Annotated in this window: 17 protein-coding genes and 1 tRNA gene; 8 read left to right on the top strand and 10 right to left on the bottom strand. The window is 57.5% G+C overall.

The window, feature by feature from the left end; all coding sequences use genetic code 11:
• Nucleotides 1-7: 7 nt before the first annotated feature.
• The 4 genes from IPK09_14270 to IPK09_14285 all read right to left on the bottom strand — a co-directional run bounded on the left by IPK09_14270 (nucleotide 8) and on the right by IPK09_14285 (nucleotide 5,356).
• Nucleotides 8-2,881, bottom strand: coding sequence for an EAL domain-containing protein (locus IPK09_14270; GenBank protein MBK7984766.1), 2,874 nt, complete (start codon nucleotides 2,879-2,881; stop codon nucleotides 8-10).
• 26 nt (nucleotides 2,882-2,907) lie between these two features.
• Nucleotides 2,908-3,441, bottom strand: a complete 534-nt coding sequence (locus tag IPK09_14275; GenBank protein ID MBK7984767.1) for a prepilin-type N-terminal cleavage/methylation domain-containing protein — start codon at nucleotides 3,439-3,441, stop codon at nucleotides 2,908-2,910.
• A gap of 253 nt (nucleotides 3,442-3,694) precedes the next feature.
• Nucleotides 3,695-4,684 carry a VanZ family protein gene (gene vanZ, locus IPK09_14280; protein MBK7984768.1) on the bottom strand — a complete coding sequence of 330 codons (990 nt, stop codon included), beginning with the start codon at nucleotides 4,682-4,684 and terminating at the stop codon, nucleotides 3,695-3,697.
• Between the two features lie 150 nt (nucleotides 4,685-4,834).
• Nucleotides 4,835-5,356 carry a DUF4440 domain-containing protein gene (locus IPK09_14285; GenBank protein MBK7984769.1) on the bottom strand — a complete coding sequence of 174 codons (522 nt, stop codon included), beginning with the start codon at nucleotides 5,354-5,356 and terminating at the stop codon, nucleotides 4,835-4,837.
• A gap of 300 nt (nucleotides 5,357-5,656) precedes the next feature.
• Here IPK09_14285 and IPK09_14290 point away from each other — a divergent pair, with 300 nt between their 5' ends.
• Nucleotides 5,657-6,616, top strand: a complete 960-nt coding sequence (locus IPK09_14290) for a hypothetical protein (GenBank protein MBK7984770.1) — start codon at nucleotides 5,657-5,659, stop codon at nucleotides 6,614-6,616.
• Nucleotides 6,617-6,672: 56 nt separating this feature from the next.
• Here the strand turns inward: IPK09_14290 and IPK09_14295 are convergent, their stop codons facing one another.
• On the bottom strand, nucleotides 6,673-7,596 hold the full coding sequence (locus IPK09_14295) for a hypothetical protein (GenBank protein MBK7984771.1): 924 nt from the start codon (nucleotides 7,594-7,596) through the stop codon (nucleotides 6,673-6,675).
• Nucleotides 7,597-7,602: 6 nt separating this feature from the next.
• Here IPK09_14295 and mfd point away from each other — a divergent pair, with 6 nt between their 5' ends.
• The 4 genes from mfd (at nucleotide 7,603) to IPK09_14315 (ending at nucleotide 12,933) form a co-directional block, all read left to right on the top strand.
• On the top strand, nucleotides 7,603-11,061 hold the full coding sequence (mfd, locus tag IPK09_14300; protein MBK7984772.1) for a transcription-repair coupling factor: 3,459 nt from the start codon (nucleotides 7,603-7,605) through the stop codon (nucleotides 11,059-11,061).
• Nucleotides 11,062-11,067: 6 nt separating this feature from the next.
• Nucleotides 11,068-11,499: an aminoacyl-tRNA hydrolase gene (gene arfB, locus IPK09_14305; GenBank protein ID MBK7984773.1), complete on the top strand. Its 432-nt coding sequence runs from the start codon at nucleotides 11,068-11,070 to the stop codon at nucleotides 11,497-11,499.
• 28 nt (nucleotides 11,500-11,527) lie between these two features.
• Complete coding sequence (locus IPK09_14310; GenBank protein ID MBK7984774.1) at nucleotides 11,528-12,169, top strand: cyclase family protein; 642 nt, start codon at nucleotides 11,528-11,530, stop codon at nucleotides 12,167-12,169.
• Nucleotides 12,170-12,336: 167 nt separating this feature from the next.
• Nucleotides 12,337-12,933: a DUF4347 domain-containing protein gene (locus tag IPK09_14315; protein ID MBK7984775.1), complete on the top strand. Its 597-nt coding sequence runs from the start codon at nucleotides 12,337-12,339 to the stop codon at nucleotides 12,931-12,933.
• Between the two features lie 74 nt (nucleotides 12,934-13,007).
• Here the strand turns inward: IPK09_14315 and glgB are convergent, their stop codons facing one another.
• Both glgB and IPK09_14325 read right to left on the bottom strand, forming a co-directional pair.
• The gene (gene glgB / locus IPK09_14320; protein MBK7984776.1) at nucleotides 13,008-16,649 is read right to left on the bottom strand and encodes a 1,4-alpha-glucan branching protein GlgB; all 3,642 of its coding nucleotides are present in this window, start codon (nucleotides 16,647-16,649) and stop codon (nucleotides 13,008-13,010) included.
• 177 nt (nucleotides 16,650-16,826) lie between these two features.
• Nucleotides 16,827-17,384: a Spy/CpxP family protein refolding chaperone gene (locus tag IPK09_14325; GenBank protein MBK7984777.1), complete on the bottom strand. Its 558-nt coding sequence runs from the start codon at nucleotides 17,382-17,384 to the stop codon at nucleotides 16,827-16,829.
• 230 nt (nucleotides 17,385-17,614) lie between these two features.
• Between IPK09_14325 and IPK09_14330 the strand changes: the two genes are divergently transcribed.
• Together IPK09_14330 and IPK09_14335 are read left to right on the top strand one after the other, a co-directional pair.
• Nucleotides 17,615-18,325: a response regulator gene (locus IPK09_14330; GenBank protein MBK7984778.1), complete on the top strand. Its 711-nt coding sequence runs from the start codon at nucleotides 17,615-17,617 to the stop codon at nucleotides 18,323-18,325.
• The gene (locus tag IPK09_14335; GenBank protein MBK7984779.1) at nucleotides 18,322-19,743 is read left to right on the top strand and encodes a HAMP domain-containing protein; all 1,422 of its coding nucleotides are present in this window, start codon (nucleotides 18,322-18,324) and stop codon (nucleotides 19,741-19,743) included. Before IPK09_14330 ends, IPK09_14335 begins: the two co-directional genes overlap by 4 nt.
• Nucleotide 19,744: 1 nt before the next feature.
• Here IPK09_14335 and hemF read toward each other — a convergent pair whose 3' ends face one another.
• Nucleotides 19,745-20,704, bottom strand: a complete 960-nt coding sequence (hemF, locus tag IPK09_14340; protein MBK7984780.1) for an oxygen-dependent coproporphyrinogen oxidase — start codon at nucleotides 20,702-20,704, stop codon at nucleotides 19,745-19,747.
• A gap of 47 nt (nucleotides 20,705-20,751) precedes the next feature.
• Nucleotides 20,752-20,837: transfer RNA gene (locus tag IPK09_14345), tRNA-Leu, on the bottom strand.
• Between the two features lie 236 nt (nucleotides 20,838-21,073).
• On the opposite strand from IPK09_14345, the gene IPK09_14350 reads away from it, so the two are divergent.
• Nucleotides 21,074-22,018, top strand: a complete 945-nt coding sequence (locus IPK09_14350) for a DMT family transporter (GenBank protein ID MBK7984781.1) — start codon at nucleotides 21,074-21,076, stop codon at nucleotides 22,016-22,018.
• 31 nt (nucleotides 22,019-22,049) lie between these two features.
• On the opposite strand, the gene IPK09_14355 is transcribed toward IPK09_14350, so the two are convergent.
• Nucleotides 22,050-22,256: a hypothetical protein gene (locus IPK09_14355; GenBank protein ID MBK7984782.1), complete on the bottom strand. Its 207-nt coding sequence runs from the start codon at nucleotides 22,254-22,256 to the stop codon at nucleotides 22,050-22,052.
• Between the last annotated feature and the right edge of the window lie 33 nt (nucleotides 22,257-22,289).

Genomic DNA, 22,289 nt, shown 5'->3' on the forward strand with positions numbered 1-22,289 from the left:
GGGACAATCAGAAATCCTGCGCAAGCTTTTTTACAAGCTTAGTATTTGTAGAGGCCAACAATTTGCTGAATGCATCCGCTGAAATCGGGGGGCTGAACAAATACCCTTGAATTTCATCGCAATCAAGACCTTGAAGATAGGCAAGTTGTTCCTGCGTTTCAACGCCTTCGGCGATAACCCTAAGTTTTAGGCTATGGGCTAGAGTAATGATTGATTTTACAATGGCTGCATCTTCAAAGCTGGTATGAAGGTTGCGAATAAAAGATTGGTCAATCTTGAGGTTATGAATGGGAAAGCGCTTTAAATAACTTAATGAAGAATAACCTGTGCCAAAATCATCAATGCTGAGATGTAAGCCCATATTTTTAAAGGCCTTCAGTGTTGCAATGGTTTTATCGATATCCTCTATGGCCACACTTTCAGTAATTTCAAACTCCAACTTATCGGGATCAAGGCCGGCAATAGCTAAAATGGTTTCGACTTTTTTGATCAAATCAGGTTGTCGAAATTGTAACGGCGAGAGATTAATGGCGATCCGCAACGATGAAAAACCCTGATCGTGCCAATTCTTGACTTGCGTGCATACCGTCTGAATGATCCATTCTCCAATGGCAATAATCAAGCCAATTTCTTCACAAAGAGGAATAAATTGTGCGGGTGAGACTCGCCCTTTTTGTGGGTGATTCCACCGTAACAAAGCCTCGGCCCCACAAATTGCTCCAGTAGTGGTTTGGATTTTTGGCTGGTAGTAAAGTTCAAATTCGCAACGCTCCAACGCACGGCGAAGGCTATTCTCCATGTCCAATCTTTCTAGGGCAGCGGCATTCAAAATCTTTGAATAAAATTGATAATTATTTTTACCGATTGATTTGGCATGATACATCGCTGAATCGGCATTTTTTAAAAGCTCGTGACTGGTTTGCCCATCCGTGGGATAGCACGCAATACCAATACTGGCTGTTGAATAAATTTCACGGTCATCGATAACGAAAGGTGCCGATAGCTCAAATATGATTTTTTTAGTAATGGCGGTGGTCACCGCTAGCGGTTCTTGAACATTTTCAAAGTGGGAAACCGCAATAACAAACTCATCGCCGCCAAGTCGCGCGATCGTGTCTTCCCTGCGTAAGTTCTTGACCAATCGTTGGGCGACCTCGCACAAGAGTAAATCACCCGCCAGATGCCCTAGAGAGTCATTCACATGTTTAAAGCGGTCTAGGTCAATAAATAAAACGGCTACAAAAGATTTTTTACGTTCCGCCAGCGCCAGAACGTGCTGTAGTCGATCCTTGAGTAACAAACGGTTAGGTAATCCTGTCAAATTATCGTAATGAGCCATGTAATAGAGCTGCTCTTCCCAGCTTGCATTAGAAAGAGCAACGGCTACACGATTTACAAAGTCTCGGGCCAGAAGAATATCATCTTCCTTTAAAGTAGATAATTTTCGATACCCGAGGCAGATTATAGCGGATAAGTCCTCTTTTAGAGCAATAGGAAGCACTAAAAATGAAACAGCCCCAAGCTTTTTCAAGGAAGCAAGATAAGCAGGCGAGTCATTCTGGTTGGAAACCACCAAGTGATCCTGATTTACCAACAGATGCTGGCGCTCTGTCGGGGCTAGCTCCAGCAGGTCGGAAATGATGGTTTCTCTAAATAGCTCAACCAAAGTATAGACGCGATAGGCTGCGGTTTGATCACCGTCTTTTACTATTATACTAATACAATCATATGCGATAATTTCTTGAGTGCGTGTGAGGACGATTTTAATAATGTCCTCAATTTTGAAAGTTGAAAGGATCAATTGATCGATATTTGCCATTGTGGATAAGATATGAAACTGCTTGTCAATTTGAACCGCCATATGGTTCACTGAATCAGCTAGATCTTCAAATTCGTCGCCACTCGTGACTTCAACCGGTTTCTTGAAGTTTTTGTTGGCAATACGCCGTACGCCTTCCATCAATTTTTCGAGAGGGATTAAGTTTCTGCGAATCTGATGAATGCTCAACCATGCTACGATAGCGAGTGTTAATACACTAATAAATCCAAAGATAGTACTGAAGTCTTTTATGGGTATTAATGAGCTGGCTTTTGGTTGGGTAATTACCACGGTCCATTTCGCTATGAAGAAATGAGGTTTTAAAAAAATTGCCCAATAATTTACTAAGAATTCTTCGTCATTTGGAGCGTGCCAGGTGAATTGACTTGTAAGCGTTTTATTCAGGGCGCTTAGTTGTTGTAAACTTATTGCATGGTTCTGGTGAGAGCAGAACAGTACGCTGCCAGATTCATCGAGAATACAAAATTGTACTTCAGATCCAAGTGAGTCAGTATCGCCCCATAAATGCGTTGAATCAATTTCTCCAATCAGCAACCCTCTCTCTGGAGCTTGCGGGTCAAGCAATTGAATTAGAAAAATTCTTACCGACGAATAAGGCTGATACTCGCTGAGGAGGATGCTGCTGCCTGTCTTAAGATGATCGTTTCCATCATGAAGTAGTTTTTTTAGTTTTTCGCTATTAGCGAGAGCGGGCACAGGCTGCTTTGGATCGATCATTAATGTTATTTTTTCAAAATTACCGCCAGTTTTCAGGTTGATCGATTCGTTTGTTTTTGAGTCTGTAGTCAGCTCTTTCTGGCGAAAATTTTGAGCGGTCCAATCCAACTGTATTTTTAATAATAGCAGACGATCTAGAAGTGCCATGCCATAGCTTTTACTTTTTTGCTTAAGCTGTTCAGACTGCTGGTTGGTAAGGACATTGTTTATTTGATTAAACGACAACACGGCCAGTAATATAACGGGTACTAGCGCTGAGATAATAAATAGTAAAAATATTCTTCGTGCGACTTTGCTGTGGAGAAAAGTCAGTTCGATTTTCATAATGCAAATGGGGTTGTCGCTTGCTATCAATAGTCGGAAGCTAACCCAATAAATCCTCCGTTATTGGCACGAATGATATCATCTTGGCTCGCCTTTGCGGTTAACGGCGAAACGCTTTTTCCATCTTTTCCGGCACTGTACAGATCATAGTCAGTATTTAATGGATTCAAGTTGTGATCTTTGCGCACCTTGCCTTTTCCTTTAGCGTCACTCATAGTCAAATATTGATAAGGATTTTTCCATGGATCCAATAAAGGGATTTGCTCCGTTAGCTCGTTTAAAGTCTCAGGATAGGTAGAATTAATGGTATAAAAACGTTGGATTGCCAATTCGATAATTAAAATATCATTTTTTGCATTATTGATTTGCAAACGGTCATAATAAATACGATAAGAATTTAGGCCAATCATCGCCAAAATTCCAGCTATAGTAAGTGCTAACAACAATTCGACAAGGGTAAAGCCATAGTATTTTTTCGATGAATTTCTTTGAATTATTGCTACAGCATAGCGATTTTTTATGCTTGAGCTGGCACTAATTCTACTCGTGAGTTTCCACATAAAATAGTGAATTTTTCTGCGATGGTTTAAAGGTTGCCTCTCAAGAATATATTGCCGTCTTTGAGTGGTGAACAGCTCATCATCACGCATGATCAGGGGTGTACTGATCAATCTCAACGTCGCCGCATGAAGTTTTTGCAAGAATGATTCCAATTTGTTTCAGGAATCGCCATTTACGAGATAAAAAAACGAAAAAACACTGCCGACTAACATTGAATAAAAATACTTTAAGCCATCATCGATCATTCCGGCTTCATTCAAGCCAGATTTTAGTCAGATAGAAATATCCGCCTACCGGGACCGATTCCATGTTCGCGAAGATGACGACTCCGGCGATCCGCGCTAAGTCCAGCGGTCTGCCAACCGGCCCGGTGAGTATGTCTTGGATCGGTATTCGTAAGACAGCCCGGCTCAAGGGCATCACCTCAAAGTCGCGATTGAAGCGATCTTCATGCCGTTGGTCGTGCGCTGCGTCGTGAACGCGCACCATCAACCGTAGAGAGGTTGCCGCCGGATTGGTTACATCCAAGAGTAGCGCTGAGAAACCGCGCCAGTCGGGTTCTGGTTCGTCAAGACTCGCGCCCGGCCAAACGGTCGCTGCGAGATAAGCGACGCGCAGGCTCAAAGCGTCATCGAGTCGTGCCCATTGTGTGGGAAGCGGTTGCAGCGACAGCGTTGCCGTGGGACTGCTGATAAAGTACAGATCACGCGGCGCTGAAAAGCGCGCCACGATCGGAAATGCTGAAGCCCGATCGAAGTAAGCAACCGCCGCTTGACCCAGCGGTAACAAGGCCCACAAGCCGCAGATCACGCCCAACACGGCGGTGGCGATCCGGCCAGTCGATTGCGGGTGGGCCAACCACAATTTTCGGTCGAACGCGGCGGCGATTCCCAAGACGCACGCCGCGCCGAGAGCGTCGGTTTCCAAATCGCCCAGCGAGGCATCCCGGTCTATGAAGGATTGGACAATCTCGATTGAAGCGCCAACGCCAACGGCGGTCAGAAAGGCGATCCCGTAACCGAATGCTCTTTTGATCGGTTGTTGTCCCAACCGAACCAACCGCAGCACGATAAACGCGAACGCGCCCAGAGCCGGAGCATGGGCTGTGTCGTTGAGTACATCCAAAATCTTGAGGCGTGAGGGTAAGGTGACGAACAGCACCAGCGCGATCAACGCCAGCGCCGCGACAATCAAAACAAGCTGCGAGCGCTTGCTGGGTTCCGCCGAAATGGAAATAGTCAATTGAGGTCGAGCGCGGCTCTGAAAAATGAAATCCATCCGGCCGCTGAGGCTGATTTGCAGCGCGCCGATCCGGTGGGGTCAATAGGACTGGTTCATAATGACCTGAATTCCCGGAGACCGTTCAAGCGGCTCCGGGCCAAGGGGGCCTGCTCAGTGTTTTCTTGCCGCCGCTTTAACCGCTTTGGCCTTCGAGGCTTGCTCCGGCATAAGAGAGGAATGATGGCTGGTGATCAACCAATCCGAGCCGTCCCATTCATACGTAAAACTGTAGCGACCGCTGGCGACGGCACCTGTTTTGGCGAAGCTAAAGGTATAAAGCCCGGAATCGGTGGCGACGTTACAGCTCAAATCGATATGGCGGAAGTCAATTTTTCCGGAAGGTTGATCGGCTAGAAAGTGATGAAAATAGTCCTCTCTCTTTTCGGGTGTCAGGCGCGGTTCATTTGAAAGGGTCGGCAACAGAATCGAATGTCCGGCGTAATTGGCCGCGACTTTGCGGGGATCGCCCGACTGTAAGGAGTTGTTCCAACGATCGAACAGGGCGGCGATTTCGGGCTCCGTCACCGGATGGCAAGTTTCCGTTCGAGTCGGTGACGGGGCCGGTTGGGTGATTTGCTGGGACGCACATCCGGTAAGCAGAACAGCGGCGACAACCATGCGGATTGACCTCATAAGGGCTCCCCTAAATTAATCATGATTTTGAAAGGCAACGAAGCGGTTTCCAGTTGCGGCCGTCCTGGCCGACACGCAGGCGCGAGCGCGCTTGAGCGAGACTCCTGGCCTGCAAATTGCTGGGAAGGACCAACTCACCCAGTGAGTCGGATTCAATTTTAAGACATCTTGCTCTGAATTGGGTTGGTTTCAACCTGATCGTCAAAGAGGATGAGTGCCAATATCCTTACAACGGAGATTGAGTTTGGCTCTGTCAGAAGATCGAATGCTGGCGGTTGTCCCAAAGTTTGGTGAAGCCTCATGAGCGAAAAATCGAAGTCGAGCGCGGTTTTGGCCTGTCTGATATGCGCCGCGCCGCTGGTGTCGCGGCGCGCGCGGCACGACAAATTATGCGGCCGGCGGGAATGCGCTTGGCAGTATGCGCTGTTGCGGCGACAGCAGAAGTTGTGCAAGGTGTGCGGGCGGCCGCTGGCGTTGTCGGAATTGCCGACTCGGCTATGCGCGGCGCTCGACTGCCAGCGCGTCGGCCTTGCGGAATTCTCGCGCCAAGTCGCCGAGCGCCGGCAAACCCGCACTAAGGCTTTGATCGAACAAGAGGTCGCCGAAGCGATCCAATTGCGCGACCGGGTGATGGGCAATTTTGGACTCAGCCAACCGGAGGTCTTTCCGCTGGTGGTGATTCCGGCCTTCACGGCCAAACTCGTCAGCCTGCCAACACAGCGCCGCCGGACTTTTCGAGAGCATCTGATGGCGCTCATCGACCAGTCCGCGCTGCCGCCCGAACCGATTTCGAAGCAAGAAAAGGCGCCTCCCGTCGTTTCCGATCCGACCCCTGAAGCGCGAGCGGTCTTGGGTATGGCGTGCTCGTGTTGTAAAGGCCGCTGCTGCGAGGGTGGAGGGGATCACGCTTATTTAAAGGTCGAAACCATCCGGCGTTACCGGGCCGAACACCCCGACCAGCGCCCCCGCGACGTGCTGGGGGCTTATCTGAGCCGCGTGGGCCGGCGAAGCTACCAGGGGTCGTGCATCTTCCATCAACGCGACGGCTGCGCCCTGTCGCGAGATATGCGGGCGGACCTTTGCAACCAGCACTATTGCAAGGCATTACTGGAATTTCGGCAAACTCTACCGCCGACAGGAGCGATTGGCGCTTTTTTTGTCGCCGCTGATTACGGCGAGCTACAGGCCGCCGCGCTGGTGCGTGAAAATCAGCTGCTCGCCATCCAGCCGACCTTGCCACGACCGGATGAGGTTCGCTGAATCCGAGCAACGCCACGCGCGAGGGCGCGGCATCAGTCGGATTCATTCTGGCCCGTTCAGCTTATTTTTTGCACGGTGCCGTCAAGATTCATCATCAATCTTTCGACTTCCAGTTCTGGATAGCGTTTGTGGATCGCCACCATCAAGTCGCGCAGGAATTTGCCGTGGACGCGCGTTTCTATCTGTTGGTCCTTGGAAAAATCAGTTTTCAAAATCACCTTGTAAGCTCCGCAGTCGCGATGGTCCATCAGAATGACTTTTTTGATGTGATGGAGGTCGATAGCGATTTTGAGATGTTCCCAAAAGGTTTCTTTCCATTCCTTGCAATAGTCGGACAGTACACCCAGTGAAGCGCCTGCCAGGACGATATGGTCATACTGGTTGGTCATGGCGCGTTTGTCCATGTAGTGGGTAATGTCATCGATCAACCGGTAATCCATACAACTCAGTAATAGGGCTTCGGCAGTGTGTGCCGGGGCGATACCGACTTGCGGATCGACCCCATGCCCGGTGTTGGCTTGCGGATCGACCCCATGCCCGGTTTGGGCGGAGGGAGCCGCGCCGTGCCCGGCTTCGGCCATTGCCAACCGCCAGGGAGCCGCTAGTCCCAGCAAGGCGATGCCGCTACCGAGCGTGGCAAGCTGGACGAAGCGACGCCGGCTGAGAGCGGAGTGAGCGTGATAATGGCAATGATCGTGGCAGCTCAAAGTACGATGAGGAGTGGACATGAGTATCTCTGGTTTGTTGGTGATGACTGAGGATTTCAGGCAAGCCTGCTCCATCGAAAATCGTTGAGGGCTATATCGGCCGATTTTTGGGCAAATTAAGCGTATTGCAGAAATACTTATGTCTATTTTAGGTGCTTTTAGAAGACTAATAAGGTTAATTTGTATAGGAATAAATACATCAAAAGCCGCCTCGCGCGTTTGCAACGTGGGTATGGGACAATAACCGATATCTTTATCAATGCGGTTTACCAAAATTTCATGTCCGTGCTTACCGAGGACGCCGCTGCGTCGAATTTGCTACAACCTATCCTGCCGCCCGATACTCGAAAAACCCTGCACTGGGGGCAATTGCATGGCGCCAGCGCTGCGTTGATCATCGCCGCCACCGCCAATCGCTATCGCGGGTTGGTATTGGCGGTCGCGCCGGACAGTCAGACCGCGCTGCGGCTGGAAATCGAATTGCGGGTGTTTGGCGGGCCGGAATTGGACATTCTGGCGTTCCCGGATTGGGAAACGCTGCCTTACGACGTGTTCTCGCCGCATCAAGACATTGTGTCGCAGCGCTTGGCCGCGCTCTACCGCCTGCCGCAACGGCGGCGCGGGGTGCTGGTGGTGCCGGTGGCGACGCTGCTGCAACGGTTAGCGCCGCGCGGTTATCTGGATCGTTACGCCCTACTGCTGAAGGTGGGCGAGCGACTGGATCTGGAGGATTTCCGCCGCCGGTTGGAAGCGGCGGGCTATACCTGTGTCTCTCAGGTGGTGGAGCACGGCGAATTCGCGGTGCGCGGCGCGATCCTCGATCTGTTTCCGATGGGTGCCGAACGACCGTATCGGATCGAATTGTTCGATGATGAAGTCGAGAGCATCCGCGACTTCGATCCGGATACTCAGTTGTCGGTGGCCAAGACCGAACAGATCGAACTGTTGCCGGCGCGAGAATTCGCGCTGGATCAAGACACCATCGCTCGCTTTCGCCAGGCGTGGCGGCGCCAGTTTGAAGGCGACCCGCAGCGTAGCTCGATTTACCGCGAAGTGAGCGCCGGCAACGCGCCTGGCGGCATCGAATACTATCTGCCGCTGTTTTTCGAGCAAACCGCCACCCTGTTCGACTATCTGCCGGAGGCGACGCTGGCGGTGCGCTTGGAAGGGGTGGACGCGGCGATGGCGGGGTTTCAAGAGCAGTTGCTGGACCGTTACGAGCAGCGCCGGTACGACGCCGAACGACCGCTGTTGCCGCCGCCGCTGTTGTTTGTCGAAGCGGCGCAGGTCGAGAAAGCGCTGGCCCGTTACCTGCGGGTGGAATTGCGGGAGGCGGGCGATGGCGAGGTCAACTTTCCCACCGCGCCGCCGCCGCTGTTGCCGTTTCAAGCCCGCGCCGAGCGACCGGCCGCCGCGCTGGAGGATTTTTTGGCGGGCTTTCCCGGACGGGTGCTGTTCGCCGCCGAATCGGCCGGCCGGCGCGAGGTGCTGCTAGAGACCTTGCGCGGCCACGGGATCAAGCCGACGGTTTGCGAGAGTTGGACCGAGTTTTTGGCGCGCGAGGATTTGCGGTTGGCGCTGACGGTCGCGCCGCTGGAGCAAGGTTTGCTGCTGACCGAACCGCCGTTGGCGATCGTCGCCGAACCGCAGTTGTACGGCGAGCGGGCGCGGCAGACCCGGCGGCGGGTGGCCAACCGCGATCCCGACGCCATCATCCGCAACCTCACCGACCTCAATCCCGGCGCGCCGGTGGTGCATGAGGAACATGGGATCGGTCGCTATCAGGGTCTGGAGCGGTTGGAAGTCGCCGGCATCGACGGCGAATTCGTGGTGGTGGAATACGCCGACCACGACCGTCTGTACGTACCGGTCGCCTCGCTGCATTTGCTCAGCCGCTACACCGGCGCGTCGCCGGAAAGCGCGCCGCTGCACAAACTCGGCAGCGGCCAGTGGGAAAAGGTCCGGCGCAAGGCCGCCGAGCAAGTCAGCGACGCGGCGGCGGAATTGCTCGACATCTACGCCCGGCGCGAGGCTCGGCCCGGTCACGCCTTCACTTTAAGCGAAGCCGATTACGCCGCTTTCGCCGCCGCCTTTCCGTTCGAGGAAACCCCGGACCAGCAGATAGCCATCGACGCGGTGATCGCCGATTTGCGCGCCGGCAAGCCGATGGATCGGGTGGTGTGCGGCGATGTCGGTTTCGGCAAGACCGAAGTCGCGATGCGCGCCGCCTTCGTGGCGGTGCAGGACGGCCGCCAGACAGCGGTGCTGACGCCGACCACGCTGCTGGCCCAGCAACACTATCAAAATTTTCTCGACCGCTTCGCCGACTGGCCGGTGCGGATCGAACTGCTGTCTCGCTTTCGTTCCGCCAAGCAGCAAAGCGAGACCTTGAAAGCGCTGGTCGAGGGCAAGGTCGATATCCTGATCGGCACCCACAAGCTGTTGCAGAACGATGTCCGCTTTAAAAATCTGGGACTGACCATCATCGACGAGGAACACCGCTTCGGGGTGAAGCATAAGGAACGGATGAAGGCCCTGCGCACCGAGGTGGACGTGCTGACCCTGACCGCCACCCCGATCCCGCGCACGCTCAATATGGCGATGGCCGGTCTTCGCGAGCTGTCGATCATCGCCACCCCGCCGGCCGGTCGGCTGGCGGTCAAGACTTTCGTCAGCCAGTGGAATCCGGCCACGATCCGCGAAGCTTGCCAGCGTGAATTGAAGCGCGGCGGGCAAATTTATTTCCTGCACAACGAGGTGGACACCATCCAACGGATGGCCGCGCAGTTGGCCGAGCTCGCGCCGGGGGCGCGGATCGCCGTCGCCCACGGCCAAATGCGCGAGCGCGATCTGGAGCAGGTGATGCTGGATTTCTACCATCGCCGCTGCAACTTGCTGTTGTGTACGACCATCATCGAATCGGGCATCGACGTGCCCAGCGCCAACACCATCCTCATCAATCGCGCCGACAAGCTGGGGCTGGCGCAATTGCACCAGTTGCGCGGCCGGGTCGGCCGCTCGCACCACCGCGCCTACGCTTATCTGATCGTCCCACCGCGCCAGGCGATGACGGCGGACGCGATCAAGCGGATCGAGGCCATCGAATCGCTGGAGGATTTGGGCGCGGGTTTCATGCTGGCCAATCACGATCTGGAAATTCGCGGCGCGGGCGAACTGCTGGGCGAGCAGCAAAGCGGCCAGATTCATGAAGTCGGGTTTACCCTGTACATGGATTTGCTGGAGCGGGCGGTGCAGGCGCTCAAGGCCGGACGGGTGCCGGAGTTGGATCGGCCGCTGGATCACGGCCCGGAGATCGACCTGCAAAGCCCGGCTCTGATTCCCGACGATTACTTGCCCGATATCCACAGCCGGTTGATTTTATACAAGCGGATCGCCAGCGCCCGCGACGAGGCCGAACTGCGCGAGTTGCAGGTCGAAATGATCGACCGCTTCGGCCTGTTGCCGGAGCCGGTCAAGAATCTATTCCGGGTCACCGGCTTGAAATTGAAAGCTACACCCATCGGGATCAAGAAAATCGAAGCCGGTCCCAAAGGTGGGCGGCTCGTCTTTGGGCCGCAACCCAAGGTGGACCCGGTTAAACTGGTCCAACTGATCCAACAGCAACACCACGTCTACAAGCTGGATGGCAAGGACAAGCTGCGTTTTATCAAGGAATTGGCCGATGCTCAGAGCAGAGTGGTGGCAGTGGAGCGGCTATTGGAAGGGATCGGGAGCTAATCCACCATGATCGAGGTAACGCCTGAGCTCCACATCGCCGAGGACGAACTGCACTTTCAATTCAAACTGGCGTCCGGCCCCGGCGGTCAGAATGTCAACAAAGTCGCGACGGCGGCGGAGTTGCGTTTCGATGCGGCTCATTCGCCGTCGCTGCCGGATGCGGTGCGGTCGCGGTTGCTGGCGCTGGCCGGCAGCCGGGCGACGCAGGACGGCGAATTGCTGATCACCGCCCGCCGTTTTCGCAGTCAAGAGCGCAACCGGCAGGACGCCATCGAACGGTTGATCGACTTGATTCAAAGAGCGGCCGAGGCTCCCAAGCCGCGCTTTAAAACCAAGCCTTCGCGCGCCGCCAAGCAGCGGCGCATGGACGCCAAGCGGCGGCTCGGCGATAAGAAGCAAACCCGTCGTGCGGTTGGAGCCACGCGGGAGTTCGAGTGAACAGCATTATCTTCGTGGAGCTGAAGCCATGACCCAATATTTCGATATTTCGCTGACCATTTCCTCCGAGCTGCCGCGTTGGCCGGGTAGTCCGCCCGTTGAATTCACCCGCCGCCGCGACATGGCGCGGGGCGATCCTGTCAACGACGGCGCGCTGAGCTTCGGCGTCCATACCGGCACCCATGTCGATGCGCCCGTTCACTTTTTAGCGAACGGTACGGATGTGACCCAACTAGCGCTGGATGCCTTGCTCGGGCCGGCGGTCGTGGCGGCGTTGCCGGGCGTCGATGCGGTTAGCGCCCGCGATCTGGAAGCCCTCGATTTACCCGCCGACACGCAGCGTTTGTTGCTGCGCACCCGCAATTCCGAGGGCTGGCGGCAGGGCGAGCGCGAATTCCGCAAAGATTTCGTGGCGCTGACCGCCGACGCCGCGCGCTGGGTGGTGGCGCGCGGTTTGCGCTTGATCGGCGTCGATTATCTATCAGTGCAACGCTTTCACGACGGGCCGGACACTCACATCGCTTTGTTGGAAGCCGACGTGGTGATTCTGGAGGGTTTAAATTTGGCCGAGATCGAGCCGGGTCCTTACGAACTGATCGCGCTACCGCTCAAGCTGGCCGGTGGCGATGGCGCGCCCGCGCGGGCGGTACTCAAAAGTTTGGCGGGCTGACGGAGAGTGTTTTGTCGTTGGGCCAGCCGCTTTTTACACGTTGGTTACAAACTTAATAAAACTCCAGGATTCTGAAATGGCTGTGAAATTCTTTTAAGTGATGATCGCCCTGAATCTTGAAAGACCGAATAGGTCCGCCGCGGCATAGCCGATAGAGTTCAGGGGACATGGCCATGGGCATAGAAATAACCGCTATCGATGTTCGGATAGAAAAATTCAGTTTGCCCGCGATGGCCGGGGCTGCGGCGTTTCTGCAACGAACCGGCCCGCTCAACATGCCCTTGCTTAGCTTATACGGCTTACCCGTAGTAGGCGGCGCGCTCGCTGCCTACAATATTTTGGTTGAAATGCCAGGCACGGTGACGATGACCGACACCAATACCATGGTGCAGAACGTGATCGACCGTCTTGAGTTTTTTCGCAGGTTCAATAAAAACCGCAAAATGAGCAGGCTCAATATTCTCGATCACGGTAATCCGAAGCAAATGGAAATCGGTAGCGATTGCATCGACGAGAAAAATATCGATTCTTTTTCCAAAATCTTGGGTTTGCTCAAAGGTAAATTCGATCAAAGCGGTTTTGTGCATCTGCAAAATTGCGAGATCGGTAACAACGAGAAATTGCTCGCCGCTTTCGCCCGCATCATCAACGTGCCGGTCTATGCGGGCACGGGCTCCCACAATAGTGTTCTCCGCTTAAACACCGGGGATTATGTGCGCGCCAATCCTGATGGGAGCATCAGTCGAAACGTGGCTAGACCTTAGGCGGCGCTTTGAGGGCGGTCAGACCCGTCGCGGCGGGCATCAAGCCGGGTCCGACTTTGGATCAACGGGCCAAGTTATTCCAATTTCAACGGGTCCGGCCTTAGCACCACCGCGCTGAACGGCGGCAGATTCAGCACGATGGAAAAGGCGAAGCCGTGGCTGAAGACCTCTTCGGCGGTGATCGCATAGCCCGGCACGATCTTGCTGGAACCCCCGTATTCGTGGGCGTCGCTGTGAAATACTTCCCGATACGTGGTCGGATACGGCGCGCCGATCCGATAGTGAGAATAGTGTCGGTCTGAAAAATTCAGCACGAACAGCAGCGCCTCGCGCGGATCGCGGGCCTTGCGGACGAAGCCGAGCACGCTGGTTTCCGCGCCGCCCGCATCCAGCCATTCGAAACCGGCGCCGCGAAAATCGACTTGATACAGCGCCCGCTCCCTGGCGTAGAGTCGGTTCAAAGCACCGACGAAGGTTTGCAAGCGTTGGTGGTGAGGCTGGCGCAGCAGCGGCCATTCCAGTTCGCCATCGTGGTTCCACTCGCTCGGCTGACCGAACTCCCCGCCCATGAAAATCAACTTTTTGCCGGGATGGCCGTACATGAAGGCGTACAGTACCCGCAAGTTGGCGAACTGCTGTCGTTCGTTGCCGGGCATCTTGCCCAGCAGCGATTTCTTTAAATGCACCACCTCGTCATGCGACAGCGACAGGATAAAGTTTTCGTTGAAGGCGTAGCTGAGGCCGAAATCTAGTTTGTGATGGTGGTGGCGACGGTGCTCGGGCTGCTCTTTCATGTAGGACAGCACATCGTGCATCCAACCCATGTTCCATTTGAACCCGAAGCCCAGCCCGCCCATGTGGGTGGGCCGCGACACGTTCGGCCAGGCGGTGGATTCTTCGGCGATCATCATCACGCCGGGGAACTGAGCGTGCACCACCGCGTTGGTGTGCTTGAGAAATTCGATGGCTTCCAGATTTTCGTTGCCGCCGTACTGATTGGGAATCCAGTCTTTCTTGGAATAATCCAGATACAGCATCGACGCCACCGCATCCACCCGCAGTCCGTCGAAATGGAAAGTTTTAAGCCAGTACAACGCGTTGGCGATCAGGAAGTTTTCGATTTCATGGCGGCCGTAATTGAAGATCAACGTACCCCAATCGGGATGCTCGCCCTGGCGCGGGTCGGCGTGCTCGTACAGACAGGTGCCGTCGAACCAGGCCATGGCGTGGGCGTCTTTCGGAAAATGTGCCGGCACCCAGTCCAAAATCACGCCGATGCCGTGCTGGTGGCAGCGGTCGATCAGCTCCATCAATTCTTCCGGCCGACCGTAGCGGGCGGTGGGGGCGTAAAAATTGGAAATTTGATAGCCCCAGGACGGGCCGTAGGGATGTTCGGCCAGCGGCAGAAATTCGATGTGGGTGAAGCCCATCTCCAACACGTAGGGGATCAACTGGTCGGCCAGTTCGCGGTAAGACAGAAACTCGCCATCGGCCTTGCGTCGCCACGAGCCGGAGTGGACTTCGTAAATGGCCACGGGCCGTTCCCAAACCTTGTTTTGCGCCCGCCGCTCCACCCACTCGCCGTCGTGCCAGGGATACTTGCCGTCGGGGTCGTAGACCACGCTGGCGGTGCCGGGCGGAACCTCGGTGTAAAAGGCGTATGGATCGGTTTTCAGAAACGCGGGTCCGCTGCGCGGCACGATCTCGAATTTGTAGAGTTCGCCTTCGCCCAGACCCGGCACGAACAGCTCCCAGATGCCCGAACCCGGCCGCAGTCGCAGCGGGTGGCGGCGGCCGTCCCAGTAGTTGAACGGACCCACCACGCTGATCCGTTGGGCGTTCGGCGCCCAGACCGCAAAGTTGACCCCGGCTTGGCCGTCGACTTCGCAAACGTGCGCGCCCAGCCTCTCGTAAATTTGGTAGTGGTTGCCTTCGGCGAACAAATAGCAATCCTGATCGCCCAGGAACGAGAAAGTGGCGGCATAAGGATCGACAAAAGTATGGTTGCAGCCGTGTTCGGTGGCGTTGAGCCGATAGCGTAGCGCGGTCGGATCGGCGGCGACGATCGCCTCAAACAGCCGGTCTTCCGGCACCCATTGCAGCGGATGCAGCAGGTTGGGCGCGCTTTCGAGCAGCAAACAAGGCGCTTCGGCGTCCGGCAGCAGCGCGCGAACCACGCACAAACCGGGTTCCGCCAGCGGGTGCGGTCCTAGCAGGGCGTGGGGATCGGTGAATCGCCGGGCGATATAGGGACGCTGCTTTGTCGGCTCTTTCCAAAGCGGACCGCTGTCCTCGTGTTGGAGTTTGGCGCCGTCTCCAGCGCCGTGGCTGGCGTCTTTCCCATCCTGGATGGCGTCGTGGGCGGCCCGCATCAGGGTGTCGCGGGCAACGGGTTCTGGCGGTGCAATGCCCAAATGGCCGGCCAGCACGGCGCTTTCCGTTTCGGTCAACGTGGCGCCGATAGCGGCGTTCTCCCGCAGTAGAAAGCGCAAATCGGCCGTCATGGGGTGGCCCTTGAGGCGGGCGGCGTAGGTGCGGACATCGGTCCGCAATGCATCCACATGATAAACCTGGTGCCAGAACTGGGCATTGGCCAACAGGAAGTTGCGCACTTCCGGGCGTTCCAGATCGAAAGCCAACAGGTTCGGCGCGTCCGGAGCATCAGCGTCGTAAATCCGCGAACCGTCGAACCAGCTCAACTCCTGACCCTCGCGCGGCAGCAGCGGCGGAATCCAGTCGAGGATCACTCCGATGCCGTGCTGGTGGCAGGCGTCGATGAAGGCCATCAATTCGGCGGGACGGCCGTAGCGCGGGTTGGGCGCGAAATAGCTGGACACCGTTTCGTCGAAAGTCCACAAAGCCAACTCGACATGAGTGGAGCCGTGCGCCCGCAGGTGTGGGAGCACGAGCTCTTGCAGTTGGCTGTAGCGGGAGACGCGCTCCGGGCTGGCGCTGCCCGCGCCGAAATCGACCCGGTGCACGGCGACCGGCAAGGTCCAGCCTGGGGTTTCCTGCAAGCGCGCCAGCCACAATCTGTCGTGCCAGTCGTGATGGCGCTTGAGGTCGCATATGAAGGCGGCATTATGCGGATAAATTTCGGTCTGAAAAGCCAGCGGATCGGGTTTGAGAAACACCGCGCCTTCGGCGTTGCGGATTTCGTATTTATACAGCTCGCCCAGTTCGAGATCGGGAATGAAGACTTCCCAGACACCGGAGTCGTGCCGCTCCAGGGGATGGCGGCGGCCGTCCCATTGATTGAAGGAGCCGACCACGCTGACCCGGCTGGCGTGAGGTGCCCAGAGCGTGAAATTGATCCCCCTCAGCCCTTTTTTGACCCGTGGATGCGCGCCCAACTTGCCGGATAGCGCATCGAGAGCGCCGCGCTGGAACGCTCGCCCGTCCGCTTGAGTGAAGAAGGGCTTACGGACGGCGTAAGGGTCGTGAAAGGTGTCGGCATGGCCGTTGGCATCGACCGTTACCAGCCGGTACTCCAGTTCGGTGACGCCTGGAATGTCGATGGCGAACAAGCCGTCTGGATGCAGCCGCCGCATTTCGCGCTTGCCTTTCCCATCCGCCAGCACATAAGCCTGTTCGGCCCGCGGCAGAAAAGCGCGGATCGTGAGCGCTCGTTTCCCCGCGACTGGGTGAGGCCCCAGAATGTCGTAAGGTGCGTCATGGCGCAATTCGATGATTTTCTGAATCTGTTGTTCCAGCATCGCCCTTACCTTTTTCGTCTTTAGCCGCTTTGATCGACTTGGAGTGTTCGACCCTATTTTAAATGAGTTGGCGGCCAACCAAGCAGAAAAGCAAGGGGAAAGGATGCTGCTTTGCAAAAAAATCGGGGCGAGCGGCGTCGAGTGTCGCCCCGTTGATAGCAATTGACGGATTTGGCGTTATTGGGCGGGTTGGGCCGGTGGAGCTGACGGCCCGCCGCGCATCATGCGGTGCATGGGTCGACTGGCGAAGAAATCATCCATCGCTTTTTTCTGGGCTGGATCGAGCGCGGCGTACAGATCGCCAGTCGCCTTGGCCATGGCCTTCAGGCTGGCTAAATGCTGCTCCATGCCTTGTATCATGCCTTCGAAATGGGCGACCGCGCCGGTTTCCTGGTTCCGCGCGTTCTGCCACATTTTCATCTTATCGGCATGATGGGCGTCTTGCGCGGCCAGAAAGCCTTTCCAGGCGGTCTGCTGCTCGGGCGTCAGCTTGAGCCGTCCCGCCAGTAATTCCATTTGTTCGGCGCGATGCTGCTGCATCATCGCCATCCGTTGTTCCGGGTTACCGCCCATCCGGCCGTGCCCTTTCCCCATGCCGCCGCCCATCATGCCGCAATCGCCCATGCCGCCGCCCGTCATGCCGTGGCCACCCCAAGGGCCGGCAAATCCGACCGCGGCCAAACCCAAACCCGCCACAGCGGTGGCGACCAACAACTTTTTACGTAACGGTTTCATCTTCGACTCCTGTTGTTTGCTTGGGGCTATTAGACACTGGGGATGTAACCGGGATTTTGCCGGAACCGGCATTTTGTAACGCTTTGTATCAGCCCCACAGCACGGCCAAATCGAACGGTACGGCGGCGAACGGTGATTCAGTCAGATCGGCTGCAAAAATCGCGAATCCGCTAAAACCCCGGTTTTGCGAACAGTCTACAATCGCAACAGTTTCAACGCGACTTCAAGGTATGAACGACCATCTTCTGATCGTGGACGACGACCCCGAACTGCGCCAACTGCTGGCCGACTATCTGGGCCGCAACGGTTTCCGAGTGAGTGGCGCGGCCGACGGGCGCGGACTGTGGGCGGCGCTGGAACAGGGATCGGTGGATTTGGTCATCCTCGATGTGATGCTGCCCGGCGACGACGGGCTGGTGTTATGCCGCAACCTGCGCGCCCGCTCGCCGGTCCCCATCATCATGCTGACCGCGCGCGGCGACGATACCGACCGCATCGTCGGTCTGGAAATGGGCGCCGACGACTATCTGCCCAAGCCGTTCAACCCGCGCGAACTGCTGGCGCGGATCAACAGCATCTTGCGCCGCGCCCGCAGCGCGCCCGCCGAACCGGGCGAGACCCGGCGCTTGCACTTCGCCGGCTGGACGCTGGATGTGGAGGCCCGCCAGCTCGTTGCGCCCGATGGGGTGCTGGTCCCGCTGGGTTCCAGCGAATACCGGCTGCTGCGGGTGTTTCTGGAGCATCCCCAGCGGGTGTTGAACCGAGATCAATTATTGGATTTGACCCAAGGCCGCGAGGCCACTCCCTTCGACCGCAGCATCGACGTGCAGGTCAGCCGGCTGCGGCGGCGCTTGCGCGACGATTCCCGCGAGGCGGCCATCGTCAAGACCGTGCGCAACGAAGGCTACCTGCTGGCGGCTCACGTCAGCCGGGAGTTTTGATGCGCGGGTTGCCGCAATCGCTGTTCGGCCGCCTGCTGCTGTTTCTGGCGGGCGGGCTGATCATCGCCCAATTGCTGAGCGCGGCGATCCTGCTCAAGGACCGCGATCAGGCGCTGTACCATGCCATCGGCGGTCATGTCGCCCAGCGCATTGCCGCCATCGTCAATCTGCTCGACACCCTGACTGAAAGCGAGCGCCAGCGGCTGGTCACCGCGCTGGATTTGCCGCCCACTCGCATCAGCCTCGAACTCCCTTGGGAACAGACGGTGGAGCCAGACGAGCGCTATCACACAACGCTGTTCCGCGCGTTGTTGCAGCGTCAGTTGGGCGCGGATCGGATTTTCCAATTGGAAATCAACGATGAGTTGCCGCCACCGCCGCCACCGCGGGACCGGCCGCACTGGTTGAATTCGGATCAGCCGCCCGCATGGCGGGGCCGAGTCGACCGACCGCCGCGCTGGCGGATGCAAGCCATGCTGCTGGGCTTGCGCAATTTCGTGGTGCAGGTGCGTTTGCGCGATGGCGCGACGGTGACCTTCCAGCAGGTGTTGCCGGAGGAGGTGATCGCCTGGCCGGGCCGTTTGTTGTTGATCTTGCTGGTGTTGCTGGCCTCGGTGGCGATCTTGGCGGGTTTGGCGGTGCGGGCGCTCACCCGACCGCTCGCCGTCCTGGCCGATGCCGCCGCCGAACTCGGCCGCGATATCCGCCGGCCACCGCTGGACGAGGGCGGGCCGCTGGAAGTCCAGCGCGCCGCTCGCGCCTTCAACACCATGCAGGAACGGTTGATCCGCTATATCGAAGATCGCAACCGCATTCTCGCCGCCGTCTCGCACGATCTCAAGACGCCCATCACCCGGCTGCGGCTGCGCACCGAATTATTGGACGATGCGCCACTGCGGGAGAAATTTCTGACCGATCTGGACGACATGCAGCGAATGGCGCAAGCGTCGCTGGATTTTTTACGCGGCGGCGAAGACAGCGAACCGCTCGCGCCGGTCGATCTCAACGCCTTGCTGGAATCGCTCCAGGAGGACGCCGAAGACACCGGTCAGGCCATCCGCATCGACGGCGCAACCGATCGGCCGCTGCACTGCCGGCCGCTGGCCTTGAAGCGCTGTCTGACCAATCTGCTGGACAATGCCTTGAAATACGGCCAGCGCGCCGAGATCGCCGTGCAGGACACGCCGGCGCGGGTGACGCTGCGCGTTCGCGATCAGGGTCCCGGCATTCCAGAAACGGAACTGGAACGGGTGTTCGAGCCGTTTTATCGGCTGGAAAGCTCGCGCAGCCGCGACACCGGCGGCACCGGCCTAGGTTTGAGCATCGCGCGCAACATCGCCCGCGCCCACGGTGGAGAATTGACCTTGCGCAATCATCCGCGGGGTGGGTTGGAAGCGCGAGTGGAGCTTCCGCGCTGATTCAATCGCCCCCGACATTTTGGTAGTCCTCTAAGGTCAACCAGTCGCGCGGCTTGAGAAAATGCTCGTAAAGCCGGCTTTCCGGACTGTCGGGTTCGGGTTGCCAGGCGTATTCGAACCGAACCAGGGGCGGTAGCGACATCAGAATGGATTCGGTGCGCCCGCCGGATTGCAAGCCGAACAGCGTACCCCGGTCGTAGACTAGGTTGAATTCGACGTAACGCCCGCGTCGGTACAGTTGAAACGCCCGCTCGCGTTCGCCGTAGGGCAGCTCCCGCCGCCGCTCCACGATGGGCAGATAGGCTGGCAAATAGTGGTCGCCGACGCTTTGTAGAAATGCGAAGCAGCGCTCGAAGCCCCAGTCGTTGAGATCGTCGAAGAACAGCCCGCCGCTGCCGCGCGGCTCGTTGCGGTGCTTGATGAAGAAATAACGGTCGCACCACTGTTTGAAACGGGGGTAGACCTCCGGGCCGAACGGTTCGCAAGCGGTGCGAGCCGTATGGTGCCAGTGAATGCAGTCATCTTCGAAGCCGTAATACGGCGTCAGGTCGAAACCGCCGCCGAACCACCACACCGGTTCGGCCTGCTCGGACGCCGCGTTGAAAAACCGAATATTGGCATGGGAAGTGGGAACGTAAGGATTGCGCGGATGCACCACCAACGACACGCCCATGGCCTCGAAGCTCCGTCCGGCCAGTTCCGGGCGTTGGGCGGTGGCGGAGGGCGGCAGCCGGGTTCCGGCGACGTGCGAGAAGTTGATGCCGGCCTGTTCGAACACCGCCCCGTCGCGCAGGACGCGAGTGCGGCCGCCGCCCGCGAGAGCGCCATCGGATGCTGGACGCTGCCAAGCGTCTTCCGCGAAGATCGCCGCGCCGTCGGCGGCTTCGAGGGCTTGGGTCAGCCGGTCCTGTAATTCCCGCAAATAAGCAAGAACGGTGGAGACAGCGGGGTGTTCGGGCATGAACGTCGTCGCTGGTCGAGCGGAGAAGGAACAGAGCGACTGAAGATTGGTGCCGGGAGAGAGACTCGAACTCTCACGGTATCACTACCGGTGGATTTTGAGTCCACTGCGTCTACCATTCCGCCATCCCGGCTGGGAGAGAGAACTGCAAGTATAAGGATTTTCCGCTGCCGGGCAAGCAAACTTGCCATTCGAACGCCATCATTGTTCGACCGCTCATCGTATATAAAGCGGCTCCAGCCGTTGCGCCCATGCCGGAATCCGTCAAGTCCGGTATGATGCCGCGCTCGCTCCCATGACCGCCCGCGTGCGTCGCGCTGATCCCCAACGTGCGCCGGAGCGGACCGAACTGATGAAATGATCGACATGTTGACTTCGAAGGTGTTGAAAGCGGAATTGCTCTTGTTGGTGGCGGCCGTCATTTGGGGTTCCGCCTTCGTCGCGCAACGAGTGGGCATGGAGCATGTCGGTCCCTTCACCTATAACGGCGTCCGTTTCGTGCTGGGCGCGCTGGCGCTGTTGCCCTGGCTGTGGCTCGGCCGGCGCGCCGCTTCGCGTTCCCGAGCCAGGAACAAGCGGGCTATGCTGAGCGGGGGCCTGCTGGCGGGCCTGCTGCTGTTCGCTGGCGCGTCGTTGCAGCAGGTCGGCATCGTGTACACGACCGCGGGAAAGGCCGGTTTCATTACCGGGCTGTACGTGGTCATCGTGCCGCTGGTCGGCTTGCTATGGGGTCAGCGCACGCCGCGGGCGACCTGGGCCGGCGCGGTGCTGGCCGTGATCGGCCTGTATTTGCTGACCGTGACCGATGCTTTCACGCTGGCCGAAGGCGATGGGCTGGTGTTGGTCGGTGCTTTTTTCTGGGCCGGTCATGTCCTGTTGATCGGCTGGTTGTCGGGCCGACACGTCGAGCCGGTGTTGCTGGCGTGTTTGCAATTCAGCGTTTGCGCGGTGCTGAGCCTGATCGTGGCGATAGCCACCGAGTCGCTCACCCTGCCAGGGTTGGAAGCGGCGGCGCTGCCGATTCTCTATGGCGGCCTGTTGTCGGTCGGGGTTGCCTACACGTTGCAAGTGGTGGCCCAGCGCGATGCGCCGCCCGCGCACGCCGCCATCATCCTCAGCCTGGAAACCGTGTTCGCGGTGCTGGCGGGTTGGCTTTGGTTGAACGAAACCTTGACGGAGCGCGGCCTGTTCGGCTGCGGGCTAATGTTCGTCGGCATGTTGCTGTCGCAATTGGGGGTAGATCGATCCGTGCCCGCGGCGGGCGAAGCAGCAACGGTTGTCGCCTCGGCGCCGTCCGCCGACAAACGGGTTTGAGCGCCTTGGCGCTGACACGGTTGCGAGAACCTCAACCCTGCGAGGGTGGCTTGGAGTATGCCCGAGCCTTGTCAGGCGCTTCGCTGGATGCAGTCCCTTGTTCCGGGGCGGACGGTTGCAGGTCCTGCTGTTCCTCAAACCAACACTGATAACAGAGACGCAAGCCGTTTTGGCTCAGGAAACCGGCCGGTGGGCCGAAGCGCCCGCACACATCACAGATCAAATAGCTGCTGACCATCGCCGCCTCCTTCTTGGTTTGCTCACTTGCTTT

The organism is Candidatus Competibacteraceae bacterium (assembly GCA_016713505.1).
Classification (GTDB): Bacteria; Pseudomonadota; Gammaproteobacteria; order Competibacterales; family Competibacteraceae; genus Competibacter_A.

Coding starts and splice junctions, on each gene's coding strand:
- IPK09_14270 (MBK7984766.1), bottom strand. CDS start 2,881: ATGAAAATCGAACTGACTTTTCTCCACAGCAAAGTCGCACGAAGAATA.
- IPK09_14275 (MBK7984767.1), bottom strand. CDS start 3,441: ATGTGGAAACTCACGAGTAGAATTAGTGCCAGCTCAAGCATAAAAAAT.
- IPK09_14285 (MBK7984769.1), bottom strand. CDS start 5,356: ATGAGGTCAATCCGCATGGTTGTCGCCGCTGTTCTGCTTACCGGATGT.
- IPK09_14290 (MBK7984770.1), top strand. CDS start 5,657: ATGAGCGAAAAATCGAAGTCGAGCGCGGTTTTGGCCTGTCTGATATGC.
- mfd (MBK7984772.1), top strand. CDS start 7,603: ATGTCCGTGCTTACCGAGGACGCCGCTGCGTCGAATTTGCTACAACCT.
- arfB (MBK7984773.1), top strand. CDS start 11,068: ATGATCGAGGTAACGCCTGAGCTCCACATCGCCGAGGACGAACTGCAC.
- IPK09_14310 (MBK7984774.1), top strand. CDS start 11,528: ATGACCCAATATTTCGATATTTCGCTGACCATTTCCTCCGAGCTGCCG.
- IPK09_14315 (MBK7984775.1), top strand. CDS start 12,337: ATGGCCATGGGCATAGAAATAACCGCTATCGATGTTCGGATAGAAAAA.
- glgB (MBK7984776.1), bottom strand. CDS start 16,649: ATGCTGGAACAACAGATTCAGAAAATCATCGAATTGCGCCATGACGCA.
- IPK09_14325 (MBK7984777.1), bottom strand. CDS start 17,384: ATGAAACCGTTACGTAAAAAGTTGTTGGTCGCCACCGCTGTGGCGGGT.
- IPK09_14330 (MBK7984778.1), top strand. CDS start 17,615: ATGAACGACCATCTTCTGATCGTGGACGACGACCCCGAACTGCGCCAA.
- hemF (MBK7984780.1), bottom strand. CDS start 20,704: ATGCCCGAACACCCCGCTGTCTCCACCGTTCTTGCTTATTTGCGGGAA.
- IPK09_14355 (MBK7984782.1), bottom strand. CDS start 22,256: ATGGTCAGCAGCTATTTGATCTGTGATGTGTGCGGGCGCTTCGGCCCA.